The sequence below is a fragment of the Bacteroides caecicola genome (assembly GCF_023337095.1).
GTDB lineage: Bacteria > Bacteroidota > Bacteroidia > Bacteroidales > Bacteroidaceae > Phocaeicola > Phocaeicola gallinarum.
This window is the reverse complement of record NZ_JAMBLM010000015.1, coordinates 44,752-62,068: the sequence shown is the minus strand read 5'-3', so window position 1 is coordinate 62,068 and position 17,317 is coordinate 44,752. Positions and strand designations below refer to the sequence as shown.

The 17,317-nt window shown below is 44.3% G+C and carries 16 protein-coding genes; 8 read left to right on the top strand and 8 right to left on the bottom strand.

Annotated elements, in window-relative coordinates; translation table 11 throughout:
• The 8 genes from M3085_RS12500 to rpmH form a co-directional block, all read right to left on the bottom strand.
• Positions 1-498: transposase (locus tag M3085_RS12500; RefSeq protein WP_249053159.1), on the bottom strand; the 498-nt coding region annotated here is incomplete at its 3' end.
• Positions 464-850, bottom strand: coding sequence for a hypothetical protein (locus M3085_RS12495; RefSeq protein WP_004326196.1), 387 nt, complete (start codon positions 848-850; stop codon positions 464-466). The genes M3085_RS12500 and M3085_RS12495, both read right to left, overlap by 35 nt.
• A 110-nt stretch (positions 851-960) precedes the next feature.
• Positions 961-2,625, bottom strand: a complete 1,665-nt coding sequence (locus tag M3085_RS12490) for a nucleoside kinase (RefSeq protein WP_225230897.1) — start codon at positions 2,623-2,625, stop codon at positions 961-963.
• A 222-nt stretch (positions 2,626-2,847) separates the two neighbouring features.
• Complete coding sequence (gene gyrB, locus M3085_RS12485) at positions 2,848-4,812, bottom strand: DNA topoisomerase (ATP-hydrolyzing) subunit B (RefSeq protein WP_178257324.1); 1,965 nt, start codon at positions 4,810-4,812, stop codon at positions 2,848-2,850.
• Between the two features lie 216 nt (positions 4,813-5,028).
• Positions 5,029-5,460 (bottom strand): hypothetical protein, encoded by a 432-nt coding sequence (locus tag M3085_RS12480; protein ID WP_249053158.1) that lies wholly within the window; start codon positions 5,458-5,460, stop codon positions 5,029-5,031.
• On the bottom strand, positions 5,457-5,870 hold the full coding sequence (locus tag M3085_RS12475) for a PqqD family protein (protein WP_191709878.1): 414 nt from the start codon (positions 5,868-5,870) through the stop codon (positions 5,457-5,459). Before M3085_RS12475 ends, M3085_RS12480 begins: the two co-directional genes overlap by 4 nt.
• Before the next feature lie 350 nt (positions 5,871-6,220).
• Complete coding sequence (locus M3085_RS12470) at positions 6,221-6,763, bottom strand: GNAT family N-acetyltransferase (RefSeq protein ID WP_178257321.1); 543 nt, start codon at positions 6,761-6,763, stop codon at positions 6,221-6,223.
• Positions 6,764-7,017: 254 nt separating this feature from the next.
• Complete coding sequence (rpmH, locus tag M3085_RS12465) at positions 7,018-7,179, bottom strand: 50S ribosomal protein L34 (RefSeq protein WP_007571228.1); 162 nt, start codon at positions 7,177-7,179, stop codon at positions 7,018-7,020.
• A gap of 191 nt (positions 7,180-7,370) precedes the next feature.
• On the opposite strand from rpmH, the gene efp reads away from it, so the two are divergent.
• From efp to M3085_RS12425, 8 genes are all read left to right on the top strand, one after another.
• The gene (gene efp, locus M3085_RS12460) at positions 7,371-7,937 is read left to right on the top strand and encodes an elongation factor P (RefSeq protein ID WP_178257320.1); all 567 of its coding nucleotides are present in this window, start codon (positions 7,371-7,373) and stop codon (positions 7,935-7,937) included.
• 309 nt (positions 7,938-8,246) lie between these two features.
• Complete coding sequence (locus M3085_RS12455; RefSeq protein ID WP_249053157.1) at positions 8,247-9,236, top strand: glycosyltransferase; 990 nt, start codon at positions 8,247-8,249, stop codon at positions 9,234-9,236.
• Positions 9,233-9,922 (top strand): RadC family protein, encoded by a 690-nt coding sequence (gene radC / locus M3085_RS12450; protein ID WP_178257318.1) that lies wholly within the window; start codon positions 9,233-9,235, stop codon positions 9,920-9,922. The genes M3085_RS12455 and radC overlap by 4 nt, the downstream gene beginning before the upstream one ends.
• A gap of 48 nt (positions 9,923-9,970) precedes the next feature.
• Complete coding sequence (locus tag M3085_RS12445) at positions 9,971-10,291, top strand: metal-sulfur cluster assembly factor (RefSeq protein WP_178257317.1); 321 nt, start codon at positions 9,971-9,973, stop codon at positions 10,289-10,291.
• A 23-nt stretch (positions 10,292-10,314) separates the two neighbouring features.
• Positions 10,315-11,079, top strand: a complete 765-nt coding sequence (locus M3085_RS12440) for a UDP-2,3-diacylglucosamine diphosphatase (protein WP_178257316.1) — start codon at positions 10,315-10,317, stop codon at positions 11,077-11,079.
• 134 nt (positions 11,080-11,213) lie between these two features.
• Positions 11,214-11,603, top strand: a complete 390-nt coding sequence (locus tag M3085_RS12435) for a hypothetical protein (protein WP_178257315.1) — start codon at positions 11,214-11,216, stop codon at positions 11,601-11,603.
• A gap of 613 nt (positions 11,604-12,216) precedes the next feature.
• Positions 12,217-15,255: a SusC/RagA family TonB-linked outer membrane protein gene (locus M3085_RS12430; RefSeq protein WP_225230904.1), complete on the top strand. Its 3,039-nt coding sequence runs from the start codon at positions 12,217-12,219 to the stop codon at positions 15,253-15,255.
• Between the two features lie 22 nt (positions 15,256-15,277).
• Positions 15,278-17,167 (top strand): RagB/SusD family nutrient uptake outer membrane protein, encoded by a 1,890-nt coding sequence (locus tag M3085_RS12425; protein ID WP_204501237.1) that lies wholly within the window; start codon positions 15,278-15,280, stop codon positions 17,165-17,167.
• Positions 17,168-17,317: the final 150 nt, after the last annotated feature.

Below are 17,317 nucleotides of genomic sequence, written 5' to 3'. Positions count from 1 at the left end.
ACGGGCAATGATAAGGGAGCACAAGAAAAAAGGGGTCAGTAGCTTTTTAGTGGGGATATGCATATAAGTTCGCATATGTAAGCGGTCGATGACCCGGCTGGCTTTAGGGAATGCCGCACGCACGATCTTGCGCATGGAGTCCGACAAGTCAAGCGTGACCTCCTCGACAGCATTGCGATGCTCCTCGTCAATCCGTTGCAGGACAGCGATTACGTCCTCCGCTTTTGTACCTGCAACGACGGCAACCAAGGATTGCTCCCGCGTGCGGACCTCACGGTTGGTTACAAACGTGTACAGCTCACCATTGGATAGCGAGGATTCGTCGATAGCCAGACAAGGGCCGATATTCTCCGGGAACAGCAGCCATTTATCTGCATGTTCCAACTGCTCCCACTGCCGGAAACCGCTCAGCACTTCCTTGTATTGCTTCTCAAACGTATGCCCGTCGATGTGGTAGAACTCCTCAAGCGTATGGCAGGTCACGGGGGACGTCTCCATACGTTTCTTTTAAAAAAGCTCCAAATTCCTTGGAGTAACGAGTTCCTTTGGCTACAATGTCAAGGTCTATCGGGATGCTGAAACTCTTGCCCGTGCGCGTGTCTGTCCACCGCCTGCGACGGATCTTCAGAATCACTTTGTGGTCACGTATTGGGAAATCCGTCACGCTTACCGCTTCCATAAAACCTTTGGATTCAAAGTGTACGTCCTTGCTTAGTTCCGGATGCATCTTCTCGTCCAGACTGATGTGGATTTCCGTAGAAGTCTGCGATATACCGACTATGGAGAAGTAATCCAATATCTGTGTGGGCAGTACAATACTGGCCAACATGCTCAAATAATCGTTTTCCATGCTGTAAAGTAAAGAACTATTCGATTAGATTACAAATTTATCCCCACTAAATTTCTACTGAGCCGAAAAAAGCCATCCTGTGAACAAGATGGCTTTCGTAGTAATTAAGTTTAATATCTGAAACTGCTTCCGCCCAAAAATTCGCGTAGAAGGGAAGTTGGAGGAAGCTCCTTATCTTGTAGCGACGTAAAGTAAGATAAGAATTTCAGGAGTCGGTGGGCTTCTGAATATTCGGGACAGTTATTGGGTACTTTGCGCAAAATGGGTTCCGCATATTCTTTCATGACAGCAAGTTCGAACAATAAGGCCGAATTAAACATCGTATCTGCGTATTCTTGGTAAGGGAATATCCATTTATCTTCTCCTGCACGGACGCTTGGCCAGCGTGCGATAGTTTCCTCTGCCGAGTAATTTCTGTATTTATAATCGCGGATAATTCGCCTTAATAATCGGTTGTCAGTTGTTGGAATATAGTTATGATTGTCTAATAAGATTGTAGTAAGAGCAGATACATAAATCTTATATTTGCTTTCAGCCGGAATATTGGGAGTCAGTGCAGGATTTAAGGCATGAATCCCTTCAAGTATTAAAACCATGTGGTCGTCGATGCGAAGTTTTTTTCCGCTCCATTCTCTTTTACCGGTTACGAAGTTAAAACGTGGTAGTTCCACTTCTTTTCCTTCAAGTAGTTCTTTTAGCTGCTCTTCAAAGAACGGTAAATCCAGCGCATAAAACGATTCAAAATCATGTTTCCCATCTATTCCGAGTGGAGTTTCCTCGCGGTTGACGAAATAATCATCCAGTGAAATAGGATAAGGCCTTATTCCGTTTGTCATTAGCTGAATGCTAAGTCTTTTACTGAAAGTCGTTTTCCCGGAAGAAGAAGGTCCTGAAATTAATACTAACTTAACCCGCTCCCCATTTTGGTTACGCGAAGTAATCTCATCGGCTATTTGGGCTATTTTCTTTTCCTGAAGCGCTTCCGATACATTTATCAGGTCGGTAGCCAGTCCTTTGTTGCAAGCGATGTTGAAATCTCCTACGGTACTGATACCCAATATCCGGTTCCAGCGCTGGTATTCTTGAAAGACTTCCAGCATTTTTTCCTGTTTTACCACTTCTTCCAGCTTGTTGGGATTCTCCCGGTTCGGGATGCGCAGCAATAAGCCGTCGTAGTATTTTACGATGTCGAACAGCTGAATGTATCCTGTGCTGGGAACCAGACTGCCGTAATAATAGTCTACCGTGTCTCCTAAGCGGTAGTAATATGAATAAAGCTGACCGGAAGTTTCCAGCAGTTTTGCTTTGTCTAACATGCCATGCTGCCGGAACAGGCGGACTATATCGTCAGTGTGCGACTCCGTGCGTTGAAAGGGAATATCCTCGTCGATGATTTCCTGCATTTTTTGTTTGATACGTTTCACATCATCTAATCCGATGCTGCGGTCAAGATGCAGGTTGCAATAATATCCTTTCGATACGGGATGTTCTAACGATATGCTTCCTTCGGGGTAAAGCTCTTCTACCGCCTTAACCAAAATGAAGCAGAGCGAACGTACATACGTACGCATACCCGAAGCGCTGGTAATGTCTAAAAACTCTACATCCTTATTATAATATACTCTGAAGTCAAGGCTTTCTACTTTGTTGTTTACTTTAGCACTTACCGTGCCGTAAGGCATCTGCAAGTCGAAACCTTTATAGATTTCTAATAATGATATTCCTTCGGGGAAATCTTTGAAGGAATTGGTGTTTTTGCAATATATCCGTACCATAATATATATGTTTATCCGGTGATTAATCAGTGCTTAATTTACTTATTAAAACAATCGGGGGATTCATTCGTACGGAATAAATAACAGAAGCGGGTGGTTTTTATGGTTTTTTAATCTTGGGATGCAGGGAAAGAGGAGATAAGAAAGACGGGGTGATTTCCGGTTATCGGAATCACCCCGTCTATATGAATAATCTGAACTTATCTGTAAGTTAAGAAGAAATTATGCGTCAATATTGGCATAAGTGGCATTCTTTTCGATGAACTCACGGCGCGGAGCTACATCATCTCCCATCAGCATGGAGAAGATGTAATCGGCTTCGGCAGCGTTTTCAATGTTTACCTGCTTCAGGATGCGGGTTTCGGGATTCATGGTCGTTTCCCAAAGCTGTTCCGGATTCATCTCACCCAAACCTTTGTAACGCTGGGTATGGATGCCTTGCTCGCTTCCGTCGCCATATTTACGGATAAAGGCGTCGCGGTCTTCATCTTTGTAACAGTATTCGCTGATTTTACCTTTCGTGCATTTATACAGCGGCGGGTTGGCGATATACAGGTGTCCGCCCTGAATAATTTCGGGCATGTAGCGGTAGAACAGCGTCATGATAAGCGTGTCGATGTGAGAACCATCGACGTCGGCATCGGTCATGATGATTACCTTGTGGTAACGCAGCTTGTCGATGTTGGCTTTCTTGCTGTTGTCGTCGCCGTCTACGCCGAAGCGCACGCCCAATGCCTGAATGATGTTGTTTACCTCGTCACTTTCAAACGCTTTGTGCCACATGGCTTTTTCCACGTTCAATATCTTACCGCGGAGCGGGAGGATAGCTTGGAACTGCCGGCTGCGTCCCTGTTTTGCCGAACCGCCTGCCGAATCTCCCTCCACGAGGAACAACTCACATTCTTCTGCCACGCGGCTGGAGCAGTCGGCAAGTTTGCCCGGCAGTCCTCCGCCGCCCATCGGACTCTTGCGCTGTACCGATTCGCGTGCCTTGCGTGCGGCGATACGTGCCGTAGCAGCCAGTACCACTTTGTCTACTATTATTTTAGCTTCCTTCGGATGTTCTTCCAAGTAGTAAGTCAATGCTTCGCCTACGGCTTGGTTTACAGCTCCGCTCACTTCGTTGTTACCTAACTTGGTTTTGGTCTGTCCCTCAAACTGAGGTTCGCTTACTTTAACCGAGATAACGGCAATCAGTCCCTCGCGGAAGTCCTCGCCTGAGATTTCTACTTTTGCCTTTTCCAGCGCCTTGCTTTCCTCGGCATATTTCTTCAGCACACGGGTCAGCGCCGTGCGGAATCCGGCTTCGTGCGTACCGCCTTCGATGGTGTTGATGTTATTCACATACGAGTGAAGGTTTTCGCGGAATCCGGTGTTATACATGATGGCGCACTCGATGGGAATGCCCTGCTTTTCGGTGTTCAGATAGATAACATCGTCGATAAGCGGCGTATTGTTTGAGTTCAAGAAGCGTACAAACTCTTTTACGCCCTCTTCCGAGTGGAATACCTCTTGCTTGAACGAACCGTCTTCTTCCTTCTCGCGCTTGTCGGTCAGCGTGATGGTGATACCCTTGTTCAGATATGCCAGTTCGCGCATACGTGCTTGCAGGATGCTGTATTTATATTCGGTTACGGTGAAGATGCTGGCATCGGGCCAGAATGTTTGCCGCGTACCTGTAATGTCGGTTGTTCCCACTTCTTTTACCGGATACAGCGGTTTGCCGCATGAGTACTCCTGCTGGTAGATTTTGCCGTTGCGGAATACGTTGGTGGTCATGTGGGTAGAAAGGGCATTAACACACGATACACCCACTCCGTGCAAACCTCCGGATACTTTATACGAACCCTTGTCGAATTTACCTCCGGCGTGAAGAACGGTCATAACTACTTCCAGTGCCGATTTCTTTTCTTTCTCGTGGAAATCTACCGGAATACCGCGACCGTTGTCTTGTACGGTGATTGAGTTGTCTTCGTTGATGGTCACTTCGATGTGGGTACAATAGCCTGCGAGGGCTTCATCAATCGAGTTGTCCACCACTTCGTATACCAAGTGGTGCAGACCTTTTTCACTGATGTCGCCGATATACATGGCGGGACGTTTGCGTACGGCTTCCAGTCCTTCCAGTACCTGAATACTGCTTGCCGAATAGCTGTTCCCGCTGTTTTGATTTACTTCTTCACTCATTTTTTATAACTTCTATTTTTAGCGTTCAAAGTTACTAAAAATACTTCGTTTTCCGAAGTGGTTCGATAAAAATTCAACTTCTATAAGTTTATTTCAATATCGTATCGGCGGATAAAAAATTAAGGTCTGTCGGCGAGAGCGTTTTGCCGACAGACCTTTGCGTATGGAAAAGACCTTCCTTGGAAAGTGTCTTTGGGGGATTTTCGTTTGATTTGTTTAGGATGCGTTCGGGCGACCGGGAACGGTAGCTGTAACCAATCCTACATGATGCCAAGTTCTATTACCTGAGATTGTAGTCCAATAAATAGTACTACCGACGTTTACACTGCTGATAGGTACTGTGCCCATATAGTTAGCATTTGTAAGGTAACAGTCTAAGTCTCCGAGTCCGTCAGTTCCGGTTTCTACCATTCTATTTGGTGTTCCATCGTCATTAAGTTTTATAACTTGGTTATTACTTGCTCCGCAGTGGGCGGCATCATGGGTACAACCTCTATCCCACCAAGTTTCCCCTCGATTTGCATAATGGGTTTGTTCATAATAATTGGCAGCATCTACGTTGCAAGCCACTCCCCAACATGCTGCTATATACTCATCGGGAATAAACGCTTCAATCTCCGTTCTGGGTGTAATCCATTTTGTTTTCATGATTTCTCCTCCGTTATAAAGTTATATTGAACATAATCGTTTACGAAACATCTGATTTCATTCTCCATGCTTCCGTCCTCATCATCGTGTGCAGCGCGGGCTTTCGCAAGAACCTGAGGGATGGTAGACGGCGTTTCAAACTGTTTCCACAGAAACTCCGCCGTGGGGTTAAGCGTTATCAGTGCGTTGATGTCTATCTCGAAGTTGGTGGGAACTAATACGCATTCGTCTCCCACCTTGCGCATAATCAGATTCGGATTGGCTTTATACACTTTGGCATACTCTATTTCTTTGCTTTTTTGCATGTATAAAGCAAACTCATTGTCAGAGAGAGGAATGAGTTGGGCGTTCGACAAACTTCCCATATTGGGAAGAATGTACAATTTAGGCTTTCGGTAAATTCGTTTCATGTGCCATAATTTTAAAGGTTTTTGTTCGTGTCTTTTTCCTACTTTTGTTCTTCATTCATACCTTTGGCCCATATCACTTTTAAAAGTTGCCTGTTTAGTATTAGTTGTTTATCCTTGCAAATTTGTACAGATTCGACAAGTGTTAACAGATGTAAAGCATACGTAAATTTGCTTACATAACAAATAAGAAGCTGTTTTTGAATTTACTGCCCGTGCACACACGAAAACGGATGCATCAGGCAAGAAAAACTTTTTGTAGAAATTCAAAACAGTTTCAAAGACAAGAAAATAGCCGGGAGTAGTTATCCGCCTGTGTCAGGAAATAGGATGTATTTCAGAAAGAAATAGAATCAGTTCAGACCGAACGCATCGGGGTAATGCACCGTTCCGCTTATCCCGTTCAGCCCGTTTGCTTTCAGTTCCATCGCCATGCAACATGCGTCGGGGGCATCGAATGGGAACTTAATGCCGAATGCCGATGCCTTCTTATAGCCAAACCTCGGATAATAATCTTCATGCCCAAGCAGCAGTACGCCGCCATAGCCTAACGCCGACGCCCTTTGGTGGGCTTCACGAAGAAGCATTCCGCCGATTCCCCGCCTTTGAAATTCAGGCAATACAGACAGAGGGGCGACAGACAAGACTGTATGCGTGCCGTTGGCGGATACGATTGTTACTTTCGACAGCAAAACGTGTCCCACGATTTTTTTGTCACCCGTTTCGGCCACTAAAGACAGCTCCGGAATGTAAGCGTCCGATTGCCGAAGCCGTTCAACCAAGATGTGTTCCGTGTGGTCGCTTTCTGGCATGTTACCGAACGCAAGGCGTACCACTTCTTCTACTTGTCCGAAATCTTTTTCCGTTTCTTGCCTGATTAGGATAGAATCATTCATTGCTTTTTTTTGTTAATCTGTTTTTACTGCCGGAGGGTGTCGTTTAAACGTGATCCGGCTTGGCGGGAAGCCTGAAAACGCTACCCATAGAACGAGGCAACCGTATGGGTAGAACCGGGTAACTCTACCGTTAGGAACAGCCAACGCTAACGGTAGCGTTTTGGGGGGCTGTGGAGGCGGTGAAAAACAAAAGCCGCAAAGACGTTGTTTTTATCTTTGCGGCTTTTGTCTTATTTTCTTTTCCTGAGAGAATCTTACGCTTTAACGCCGTTGTATTCGTCAGATACGGTCAGTTTCTTACGACCTTTAGCGCGGCGTGCAGCCAATACTCGGCGACCGTTTGCAGTAGCCATTCTTTCACGGAAACCGTGTTTGTTTCTTCTCTTTCTGTTCGAAGGTTGATAAGTTCTTTTCATTGTTCGTATATGTTTTATGTTATTATTCTAAGCGTTCGGGCTGCAAAATTAGTGACTTTTTTTAAATAAACCAATAGCTAATTCATTTTTAGACAAATCTTTTTGTGTTTTTTCGTGATTTCAATTAATTTTGCATCCGAATTGTTGTCGACGAATCTATAATTACACATAATAATAAAGAATACAACATTATGATTAATGCTCAAGACATTAAAATCGGAACCGCTATCCGCATGGATGGCAAATTATACTTTTGTATCGATTTCTTGCATGTAAAACCGGGAAAGGGTAACACGTTCATGCGTACGAAGCTGAAAGACGTAGTTGACGGATACGTGTTGGAACGCCGTTTCAACATCGGTGAAAAACTGGAAGACGTGCGCGTAGAACGCCGTCCGTACCAATATCTGTATAAAGAAGGTGATGATTATATCTTCATGAACCAAGAAACGTTCGAACAAGTGCCCATCGCTCACGACCAAATCGAAGGCGTTGACTTCCTGAAAGAAGAAATGGTGGTAGACGTTGTGTCTGACGCTTCTACTGAAACAATTCTGTATGCCGAACTGCCGGTTAAGGTTCAGCTGAAGGTTACTTACACCGAACCGGGACTGAAAGGCGATACGGCTACCAATGCCACGAAACCTGCAACCGTAGAAACCGGTGCAACGGTACGTGTTCCGCTGTTCATCAACCAAGATGAAATCATCGAAGTAGACACACGCGACGGTTCATACGTAGGCCGTGTAAAGGCGTGATGAAATACTAACCGGCATCGTGCGCCACTTGTGCGCACCCCGCCGTAACAAGGACGCGGATTAGCGCGGTAACGACAGACTCTTCCGTCTGTGAAGCCGGCGTTAATCCGCGTCTTTTTGCATTCTTTCCGTGCTTATCAAGCCCGTCTGAACGCTACCGCTTGCGTTCCATTACGCTACCGCAAGCGCAGATGAAAACTACCGCTTGCGTTCCATCGTCCTACGGCTTGTATTTTTCCGCCTTCCGATTCGTTTATTACGCGGCTTTTCCCTATTTTTGTCCGGTAATGTTTTAAGAAAAAATACCCCATGCGATACTCCGTTATTGTTCCCGTATATAACCGTCCCGACGAGGTGGACGAACTGTTATGCAGCCTGACGAAACAGACCTTTCGTGATTTTGAAGTCATCATTATAGAAGACGGGTCTTCGCTGCCTTGTAAGAATGTGGCAGAGAAATACCGGGACAGTCTGGATATACATTATTATATGAAGCCGAACTCCGGGCCCGGGCAAACTCGAAACTACGGAGCGGAACGGAGCAATGGTGAATATTTGCTGATTTTAGATTCGGACTGCATTTTGCCCGAAGGCTATCTGGCTGCCGTCGAAGCCGAGTTGCAGCGTGAGCCTGCCGATGCTTTCGGAGGTCCCGACCGCGCCCACGATTCGTTTACCCCCGTACAGAAAGCCATCAACTACGCGATGACCTCTTTCTTTACCACCGGAGGCATACGGGGCGGCAAGAAAAAAATGGACAAGTTTTATCCCCGCAGTTTTAACATGGGCGTGCGTACGGAGGTATACCGGGCGTTACACGGATTTTCCGACATGCGTTTTGGCGAAGACATCGACTTCAGCATCCGTATTTTCAAAGGCGGATACCGTTGCCGCTTGTTCCCCGAAGCATGGGTGTGGCACAAGCGCCGCACCGACTTCCGCAAGTTTTTCAAACAAGTGCATAACTCCGGTATAGCCCGAATCAACCTGTATAAAAAATACCCCGAATCGTTGAAGCTCGTTCACCTGCTTCCGACAGTATTCACCGTGGGCGTGGTTTTAATCTTGCTTGCCTCATTGGTTTGTGCATGGAGCCTGACGCTGTTGGCATTGTTTGCATTGATCATCTTTTTGGATGCTTCTTTTCAAAATAAAAGTATGAAAATAGGTATACTTTCCGTACTTGCCGCGTTTATTCAGTTAACGGGCTACGGGACGGGCTTTCTTCGTGCATGGTGGAAACGCTGTGTGTTAGGGAAAGACGCCTTTTCCGCTTTTGAAAAGAATTTCTATAAATGACGGATAAACTGAATATCAACCAATGGGCGGAAGAAGACCGCCCGCGCGAAAAAATGATGCTTCACGGTGCAGCTGCGCTGACCAACGCCGAACTGCTTGCCATCTTGATAGGCTCAGGAAATACCGAGGATACGGCAGTAGAACTCATGAGAAAGGTGTTAGACGGTTGCCGGAACAGTTTGAGCGAATTGGGTAAATGTACGGTCGACGACCTCTGCCGCTACAAAGGCATCGGGCCGGCAAAAGCCGTCACCATTCTGGCTGCTTCCGAACTTGGAAAGCGCCGCAAAGAAGAAGAACCCGCCCGGAGGAAACAAATCCGCTGTTCCACGGATATTTACGACTGGTTTCATCCGCTGATGTGCGACCTTCCGGTAGAAGAATGTTGGATAATGCTGCTCAATCAAGCCTCGAAAGTGATTGATACGGTCCGAATCAGCCGGGGCGGACTGGCATCGACGCAGGTAGACGTGCGCTGCATCCTGCGCGAAGCCCTGCTGAAACGCGCCACGGCGTTTGTGCTCTGCCACAACCACCCGTCGGGCAACAGAACTCCCAGCACAGACGACGACCGCCTTACCCAGTCGGTAGCTGTGGCAAGCAAAACCATGAACATCCGCCTGCTCGACCATCTGATTGTGACAGACGGCGGGTATTATAGCTATGCCGATGAAGGCAGGCTTTGATATTCAATCTTTTTTATTACATTTGCAATACAGAATAATATAATGAATATGGATAACGAACAGAAATTAAAAATAGAGGAAAAGATAATCGAGATGCTGAAGACGGTATACGACCCGGAAATCCCTGTCAACGTATACGATTTAGGTCTTATCTACAAAATAGACTTGCAAGACGACGGTGAACTGGTTATCGACATGACGCTGACCGCTCCCAACTGTCCGGCGGCAGATTTCATCATGGAAGACATCCGCCAACGGGTAGAATCAGTAGATGGAGTAAAGTCGGCACAAGTCAATCTGGTATTTGAGCCCGAATGGGACAAAGACATGATGACCGAAGAAGCAAAGCTGGAGTTAGGTTTCTTATAACGACTAAAAGCAGGAAGGTATTTATGAAAAACGTATATTTTCTTTCGGACGCCCATTTGGGTTCGCGGGCCATTCCGCACAGCCGTACGCAAGAACGCAGGCTGGTGAATTTTTTAGACAGCATCAAGCATAAGGCGGCAGCCGTCTATCTGTTGGGTGATATGTTCGACTTCTGGTACGAATTTAAACTGGTAGTACCGAAAGGATATACGCGCTTCCTCGGCAAAGTGTCTGAACTGACGGACATGGGCGTAGAGGTACATTTCTTTATCGGCAATCATGACATCTGGTGCGGCGATTACTTGGAAAAAGAGTGCGGGATGATAATCCATCGCGAGCCGCTGACTTGTGAGATTTACGGCAAAGAGTTTTTCCTTGCCCACGGCGACGGACTGGGCGATGACGACCGCAAGTTCCGCTTCTTGCGTACGATATTCCACAGCCATACTTTACAGCGCCTGTTCTCTACCCTGCATCCGCGCTGGAGCATCGAATTTGGTCTGGAGTGGGCTAAGCACAGTCGTCTGAAACGTGAGAACGGGAAAGAGCCCCCCTATATGGGAGAAGACCGCGAGCCTTTGGTCTTGTTCACAAAAGATTACCTGAAAAACCATCCCACCATTAATTATTTTATTTACGGTCATCGCCACATCATGCTCGACCTGATGCTGAACCGCACCACCCGCATGATGATTCTCGGCGACTGGATTCATGAATTTTCTTACGCCGTATTCGATGGCGAAAACATGTTCCTCGAACAGTATATCGAAGGAGAAACGATATTGTAGATTTCCCGACAGAGACAGGCGTTTTAACCATTTCTGAAAAACAGTTGGTGTGTATGAACATAAAGAGAAACAATGTTGTTTTACAAAAAATATGATGTTGTAATTGCAAATGTTTTAACCGGAAATGTTTATTTATGAAGACTAAAATTTTATTGATGTTGGCAGTCATCCTGTCATCAGCAGCCTTATCTTCGTGTATGACCATCTTTTCAAACTCCCGTCAAACAGTCACTTTTATGGGCGAAGATGGAACCAGAATCTACGACGGAACGAATAATGTAAAGCTGTCGGAAATAAAAGACGGAGGCGTAACGACCGTGAAACTGAAAAAGAAACTGTCAGACAAAATAATGATAGCCAAGAAAGAAGGTTATAAAAACACTCCGTTTATCATCGAATCCCAATTCAACCCGAAAGCCCTGTGGAATATCTTGTTCTGGCCGGGCTTCCTCATCGATTTGGGTACGGGAAAGATTAACAAATACGACCCTGTGATCTATAATATCGAAATGGAAAAAGAGTAAAAATACTGCGGTAAGTCTTGTTCAAATCATGCGGATAAGTTCTTCTATTTTATTCGGACAACCGCTCCATGCATCAGATAGTATCTTTTCAAGTTCTGAAATGAGGTCCGGTAAGAATTAAAATAGAGATTTATCAATATAAATATCTTATATTGCCGTTTAATTTAATACGTAAAGTCTGCGGACAGTTGCAAAAAATCAGCAAACTGTCCGCAGACTTTGTTTTACCTTGAATTTTATTGTAAATTCAGTTAATGTTTTTTGCTGCTTCTCTTAGGAAAAATCGGCAAAGCATCAATTCTTATTCTCAGTAAAACTTCTCTAAAACCTCGTTCTATATGCTTATAGAGCCATTTGAACGATTTTTATATGTTTCTTGCTTATTTTTTGTTAAAGTATATGTATTGTATTTTACTATATTTGTGCCCGTAAGTTAATTTCTCAATTCATAGATTAATAAAGTTGAAAGAAGAGGAAGTTAACTTCTTGAGAACTATTATCCTTAATTTTAAAACTGAGAAAAACAATGAAATCAGATTCACTACGAAAAAATCCGAAATGGATTAACTGGATGGTATGCACAGGTTTCATGGTACTCTCTCCAATTCATTCGATGGCAACGAATTCCGTTTCGGAAATTCAAGTTAGTCAGCAGCAACAGGTGATTAAAGGAATTGTTGTTGATGAGGCAGGAGAAGGTATAATCGGTGCAAACGTGATGGTTGAAGGTACAAAAATGGGTACAATTACCGACTTCGACGGTCGCTTTTCTTTATCTATTCCAAAAGGAAGTAAGATCAAAGTTTCTTTCATTGGGTATAAAGACCAAATTGTCAGTCGTTTTAGCGCAGGTAAAGAACTGAGAATTGTAATGGAAGATGATTCGCAGTTATTGAGCGAGGTAGAAGTGGTGGCATACGGTTCGCAAAAGAAAGTGTCGGTTACAGGAGCCATTTCATCTATGAAAGGAGAAGATTTGTTGAAAACACCTGCTGCTTCTCTTTCCAACATTTTATCGGGACAGGTTACCGGTATTTCTTCTGTACAATACTCAGGCGAGCCGGGAGCCGATGCTGCTGATTTGTATGTGCGCGGTATCGCTACGTGGAACAATGCTGCTCCGTTGATTCAGGTAGATGGAGTAGAACGTGATTTTTCACAAATCGATCCGAACGAGGTAGAAAGTATTACTGTATTGAAAGATGCTTCGGCTACGGCTGTATTCGGTGTGCGTGGTGCGAATGGTGTTATCCTTATTACTACCAAACGCGGTTCAGAGGGTAAAGCCAAGATTTCGTTTTCTACTTCGGCAGGTGTTAATCTGATGACTAAACAGTTGAAGTTTGCCAATTCATATCAGTATGCTTCCTATTATAATGATATGATGGTGAACGATGGAGGTGTGCCGACGTTCTCTGAAGAACAACTTATAAAATTCCGTGACCATACTGATCCTATTCTTTATCCAGATATAAATTGGTTGGATTATTGTATGAATGATGCTTCATTTCAATCACAACACAATATAAATATTACTGGTGGAACAGACCGTATGCGTTATTTCGTTTCGGCAGGTATGTTTACTCAAGATGGTATGTTTAAGCAGCTTGCAGCTTCTGATGATTTTAACTTCAATTACAAACGATATAATTATCGTGCCAATTTAGACTTTGATGCAACGAAAACCACGTTGATTTCAGTAAATATCGGTGGGCGTATTGAGACTAAACGTACTCCAGAATCGGGAGAAGATCAGAACCAGTTATTTAGAAAACTGTATTGGGCTGTTCCGTTTGCGGGAGCCGGAATAGTTGATGGAAAACGTATCGTATCTAACAGCGATTATTTGCCGTTTACGGGGGTAGATGGATTGGATTCCTATTACGGAAAAGGTTTCCGTACTACTACTACCAATGTGTTGAATATTGACTTGATGTTAGACCAAAAGTTGGATTTTATAACGAAAGGACTTTCATTTAAAATCAAAGGTTCATATAATACAAGTTATTGGACGCAGAAAGTGGCAAGTTCTTCTATTGCGACTTATACACCCGTTATTCAAGATGATGGCTCGATAGCGTATCGTAAGAATGGTTCAGACTCTCAGTTATCGTATAGCAGAAATACCAACGGGGAAGGAAAGTCACGTGACTGGTATATGGAAGTTGCGTTGAACTATAACCGAAAATTCGGCGATCATAATGTGACCGGACTTTTATTATATAACCAATCAAAACGTTATTATCCCGGTGGAACTTACGATGATATCCCTTCGGCATACGTAGGCTTTGTAGGACGTGTAACGTATGATTGGAAAACACGTTACATGGCTGAGTTTAACGCTGGTTATAACGGTTCTGAAAATTTTGCACCGGGTAAGCGATATGGTTTCTTTCCGGCAGGTTCTATCGGCTGGATTGTCAGTGAAGAATCTTTCTTTAAACCGATAAAGAAAGTCATTAATTATTTAAAATTACGAGCTTCCGTGGGTATGGTAGGTAATGATAATAACGGAAACAACCGTTTCCTTTACTTGCCCGATGCCTATGTATTAGGAGGCGACGGCTATTATTTCGGTTCGAATGCTACAAGCGCGCAGCCCGGAGCTTACGAGGCAACCAAATCGAATATGGATGTAACTTGGGAAAAAGCTGTTAAACAGAATTACGGTATTGATTTTTCTATGTTTCATGAAAAATTAGGAGTTTCGGTTGATTATTTTATTGAAAAACGCCGCGATATTCTTACGCAACCCGATTACATGCCGGGTATTTTGGGTATGACGCTTCCTATCATGAATATTGGTAAAACTGAAAATAAGGGTTATGAAGTGCAGTTGAAATGGAACGACAAAATAGGTAACGACTTCCGTTATTGGGCAAACTTTAACCTTTCATTTGCGCGTAATAAGATTGTTTATAAAAATGAAGTCGACCAAAACGAACCGTGGATGTACGAAACCGGACGTACTATCGGTTCTCGTTCTATTTACAAATTCTGGGGATTCTACGATGAAACAGCAGATGCTCGATACCAAAAAGAATTCGGTATTCCTATTGCCGATCACGGTTTGTCTCTGAAACCGGGTGATGCCGTATTCGTTGATTTAAATAAAGATGGTGTTATTGACGGTGACGATTCTACACGTGATTTGAGTTTTACCGATACACCGGAGTATACAGCCGGATTAAATCTTGGGTTTAGTTGGAAAGGATGGGATTTCTCTGCACAATTTACCGGAGCATGGAACGTTGACCGTCTGTTATCTGAGTTCCGCCAACCGTTGGGTGATACCCAAAATAAGGGATTGTTACTCTATCAGTATGAGAACACATGGCGTTCATCTGCCGATACTTATACAGCAAAATTCCCGCGCATATCAAAAGCGGCACAGGCAAATAACTATCGTGGTTCCGATCTGTATTTGTGTAATGCCAGTTATTTGCGCCTGAAGAGTTTGGAAGTTGGTTATAATTTCAGTCTGCCATTTATGAAAAAACTGAAAATGGACCAATGTCGTTTGTATGTAAGCGCTTACAATCTGTTTACGATAACCGATTTTATGTGGGGTGATCCGGAATCACGCCAGAGTGACCGTCCGAATTATCCGCTTACCCGTGTTATCAATGTTGGTCTGAAATTAGGATTCTAAATACTTAAATTTACATATAACTATGAAACATTTAACAAAGTGGTTTATAACGGCATTTGTAGGGGCTGTAACAGCTACGTCATGTGTCGATGAAATAAAGTTCGGCGACAGTTTCTTGGAGAAAGCTCCGAGTGTTGCCGTTACTCAAGATTCTATTTTCGGGAAGGCGGAATACGCCCGTCGCTTCTTGTGGACAACTTATAGCAAATTATATTACGGGTTAGCTACAAACTGGAATGATGTGGATGGAAAGATGAATACCGGTATGTTCGAGTGTTTGTCCGACTGCTTTCATAGCCATAATTCGTGGGATGGATTGAATAGACATTATTATCCCGGTACCTATACGGCTGTAACTGAAGATAATACTTCGGAAACTCGGTTTAGCTTTACGAAAGAAGAAACATGGGAGTGTATTCGTGCGGCGTGGATCTTTATTGAAAATGTTGACCGCGTACCCGATATGGATGAAATGGAGAAAGAACGTTTAAAAGCTGAAGCTAAAGTTATCATAGCTTCTCGTTATTTTGATATGTTCCGTCATTTTGGCGGATTGCCTATCGTTGAACAGGCTTTTGCGGCAGAAAACGATTATCAGGTTCCTCGCGGTACGGTAGAAGAAACGGTCAACTTTATGGTCAAGTTACTTGATGAGGCTGCATCCGTTCTTCCGTGGGATTTGACAGACGATGGCGAGTCTAACTGGCAAGGAAGAATGACTCAGGCGTCGGCTATGGGTTTGAAATGTAAGATTCTTCTTTTTGCGGCAAGTCCCTTATTTAACGATGACGAACCTTATTGTACAGAGCCTCCTCAGGAGGCGGTTACCGGACACATGGTGTGGTATGGTGGCTATAAGCCTGAATTGTGGCAACAGTGTTTAAAGGCTTGCGAGGACTTTTTCGATATGCTTGCGCAAAAAGGGCATTACGAATTGTTTCAACCTACGGGAACTACGTGTGACGATTATCGTGCGGCTTTCAATACGGCTTATTTCACACGAAATAACACTGAGTTGCTGATCTCTACCCGTATCATCGGTAAATATAATTGGGACTGGTGGTATTACTGGGGCGACTGGGTTCCCAATGGAGGATACACACCTACGTTGGAGTACATGGAAATGTTCCCGATGAGCGATGGTACACCGTTCGACTTTGACAAGGCGGTAGCCGAAAACAACATGTTCTTTGAAGATAACGATTACAACAAACCTACCCGCGACCCGCGCCTTTATGAAACCATTTTGGTAAACGGTGCAAAATGGAGCGGACGCAGCGTCGAATTGTGGGCAGGTGGGCGCGAAAATGCCAACAGCACCACTACCGAAACCGGACAATACGCTACGGGATTCGGACTTTATAAATTCTATAAAGAAGGCAAAGGTAGTTTGGCTGGCAATTTCTTGGAATGGCCTTACCTGCGCTTGGCGGAAATGTATTTAATCTATGCTGAGGCTTTGTTGAAAAACAACCGGATAGACGATGCAATCAAGCAAGTCGACATCGTTCGCGCCCGTGTAGGGTTGAAAGGGCTGGTCGCATCGAACCCCGGAAAAGACATGAGAAATACCGATAACTTGATGGAAGCCATACTGAACGAACGGGCTTGCGAATTGGGGCTGGAAGATGTGCGTTTCTTTGATATGATTCGCAACAAGCGCGCCGATTTGTTTGAACGTCCGTTGCATGGATTGTTGATTGAACGTGCCGACGGCGGCAGTGGCTCATGGTCTGATAAGCCGGAAGCAGACCGGGGTGATTTCCCTACCCGGTTTAAGTACACTCCTTTCCAAATATCCAATGCCGGACGTTCATGGTGGAATGGATTTAATCCGAAATGGTACTTGGCTGCATTCCCGGTAAAAGAAGTAAATAAAGGATATGGATTAGTTCAAAATCCCGGTTGGTAATATAACGGCTTGCCCATTAAAAATACATGCGGTAGCGTTACCCGTTTCTATGGGTAGTGTTCAAGCATCTATGCGGTAGCGTAATCTATTTCTATGGGTAAGATTTTTGAGACCGATTTTTATGATTTAAGAATTGTCTAAGTTACTAAA

What these genes read in the sequence shown, in the direction of transcription:
- M3085_RS12430 (WP_225230904.1), top strand. Translation starts at nt 12,217, where the DNA reads ATGGCAACGAATTCCGTTTCGGAAATTCAAGTTAGTCAGCAGCAACAG.
- M3085_RS12475 (WP_191709878.1), bottom strand. Translation starts at nt 5,870, where the DNA reads ATGAAACGAATTTACCGAAAGCCTAAATTGTACATTCTTCCCAATATG.
- M3085_RS12490 (WP_225230897.1), bottom strand. Translation starts at nt 2,625, where the DNA reads ATGGTACGGATATATTGCAAAAACACCAATTCCTTCAAAGATTTCCCC.
- efp (WP_178257320.1), top strand. Translation starts at nt 7,371, where the DNA reads ATGATTAATGCTCAAGACATTAAAATCGGAACCGCTATCCGCATGGAT.
- M3085_RS12440 (WP_178257316.1), top strand. Translation starts at nt 10,315, where the DNA reads ATGAAAAACGTATATTTTCTTTCGGACGCCCATTTGGGTTCGCGGGCC.
- radC (WP_178257318.1), top strand. Translation starts at nt 9,233, where the DNA reads ATGACGGATAAACTGAATATCAACCAATGGGCGGAAGAAGACCGCCCG.
- gyrB (WP_178257324.1), bottom strand. Translation starts at nt 4,812, where the DNA reads ATGAGTGAAGAAGTAAATCAAAACAGCGGGAACAGCTATTCGGCAAGC.
- M3085_RS12480 (WP_249053158.1), bottom strand. Translation starts at nt 5,460, where the DNA reads ATGAAAACAAAATGGATTACACCCAGAACGGAGATTGAAGCGTTTATT.
- rpmH (WP_007571228.1), bottom strand. Translation starts at nt 7,179, where the DNA reads ATGAAAAGAACTTATCAACCTTCGAACAGAAAGAGAAGAAACAAACAC.
- M3085_RS12495 (WP_004326196.1), bottom strand. Translation starts at nt 850, where the DNA reads ATGGAAAACGATTATTTGAGCATGTTGGCCAGTATTGTACTGCCCACA.
- M3085_RS12470 (WP_178257321.1), bottom strand. Translation starts at nt 6,763, where the DNA reads ATGAATGATTCTATCCTAATCAGGCAAGAAACGGAAAAAGATTTCGGA.
- M3085_RS12445 (WP_178257317.1), top strand. Translation starts at nt 9,971, where the DNA reads ATGGATAACGAACAGAAATTAAAAATAGAGGAAAAGATAATCGAGATG.
- M3085_RS12425 (WP_204501237.1), top strand. Translation starts at nt 15,278, where the DNA reads ATGAAACATTTAACAAAGTGGTTTATAACGGCATTTGTAGGGGCTGTA.
- M3085_RS12455 (WP_249053157.1), top strand. Translation starts at nt 8,247, where the DNA reads ATGCGATACTCCGTTATTGTTCCCGTATATAACCGTCCCGACGAGGTG.
- M3085_RS12435 (WP_178257315.1), top strand. Translation starts at nt 11,214, where the DNA reads ATGAAGACTAAAATTTTATTGATGTTGGCAGTCATCCTGTCATCAGCA.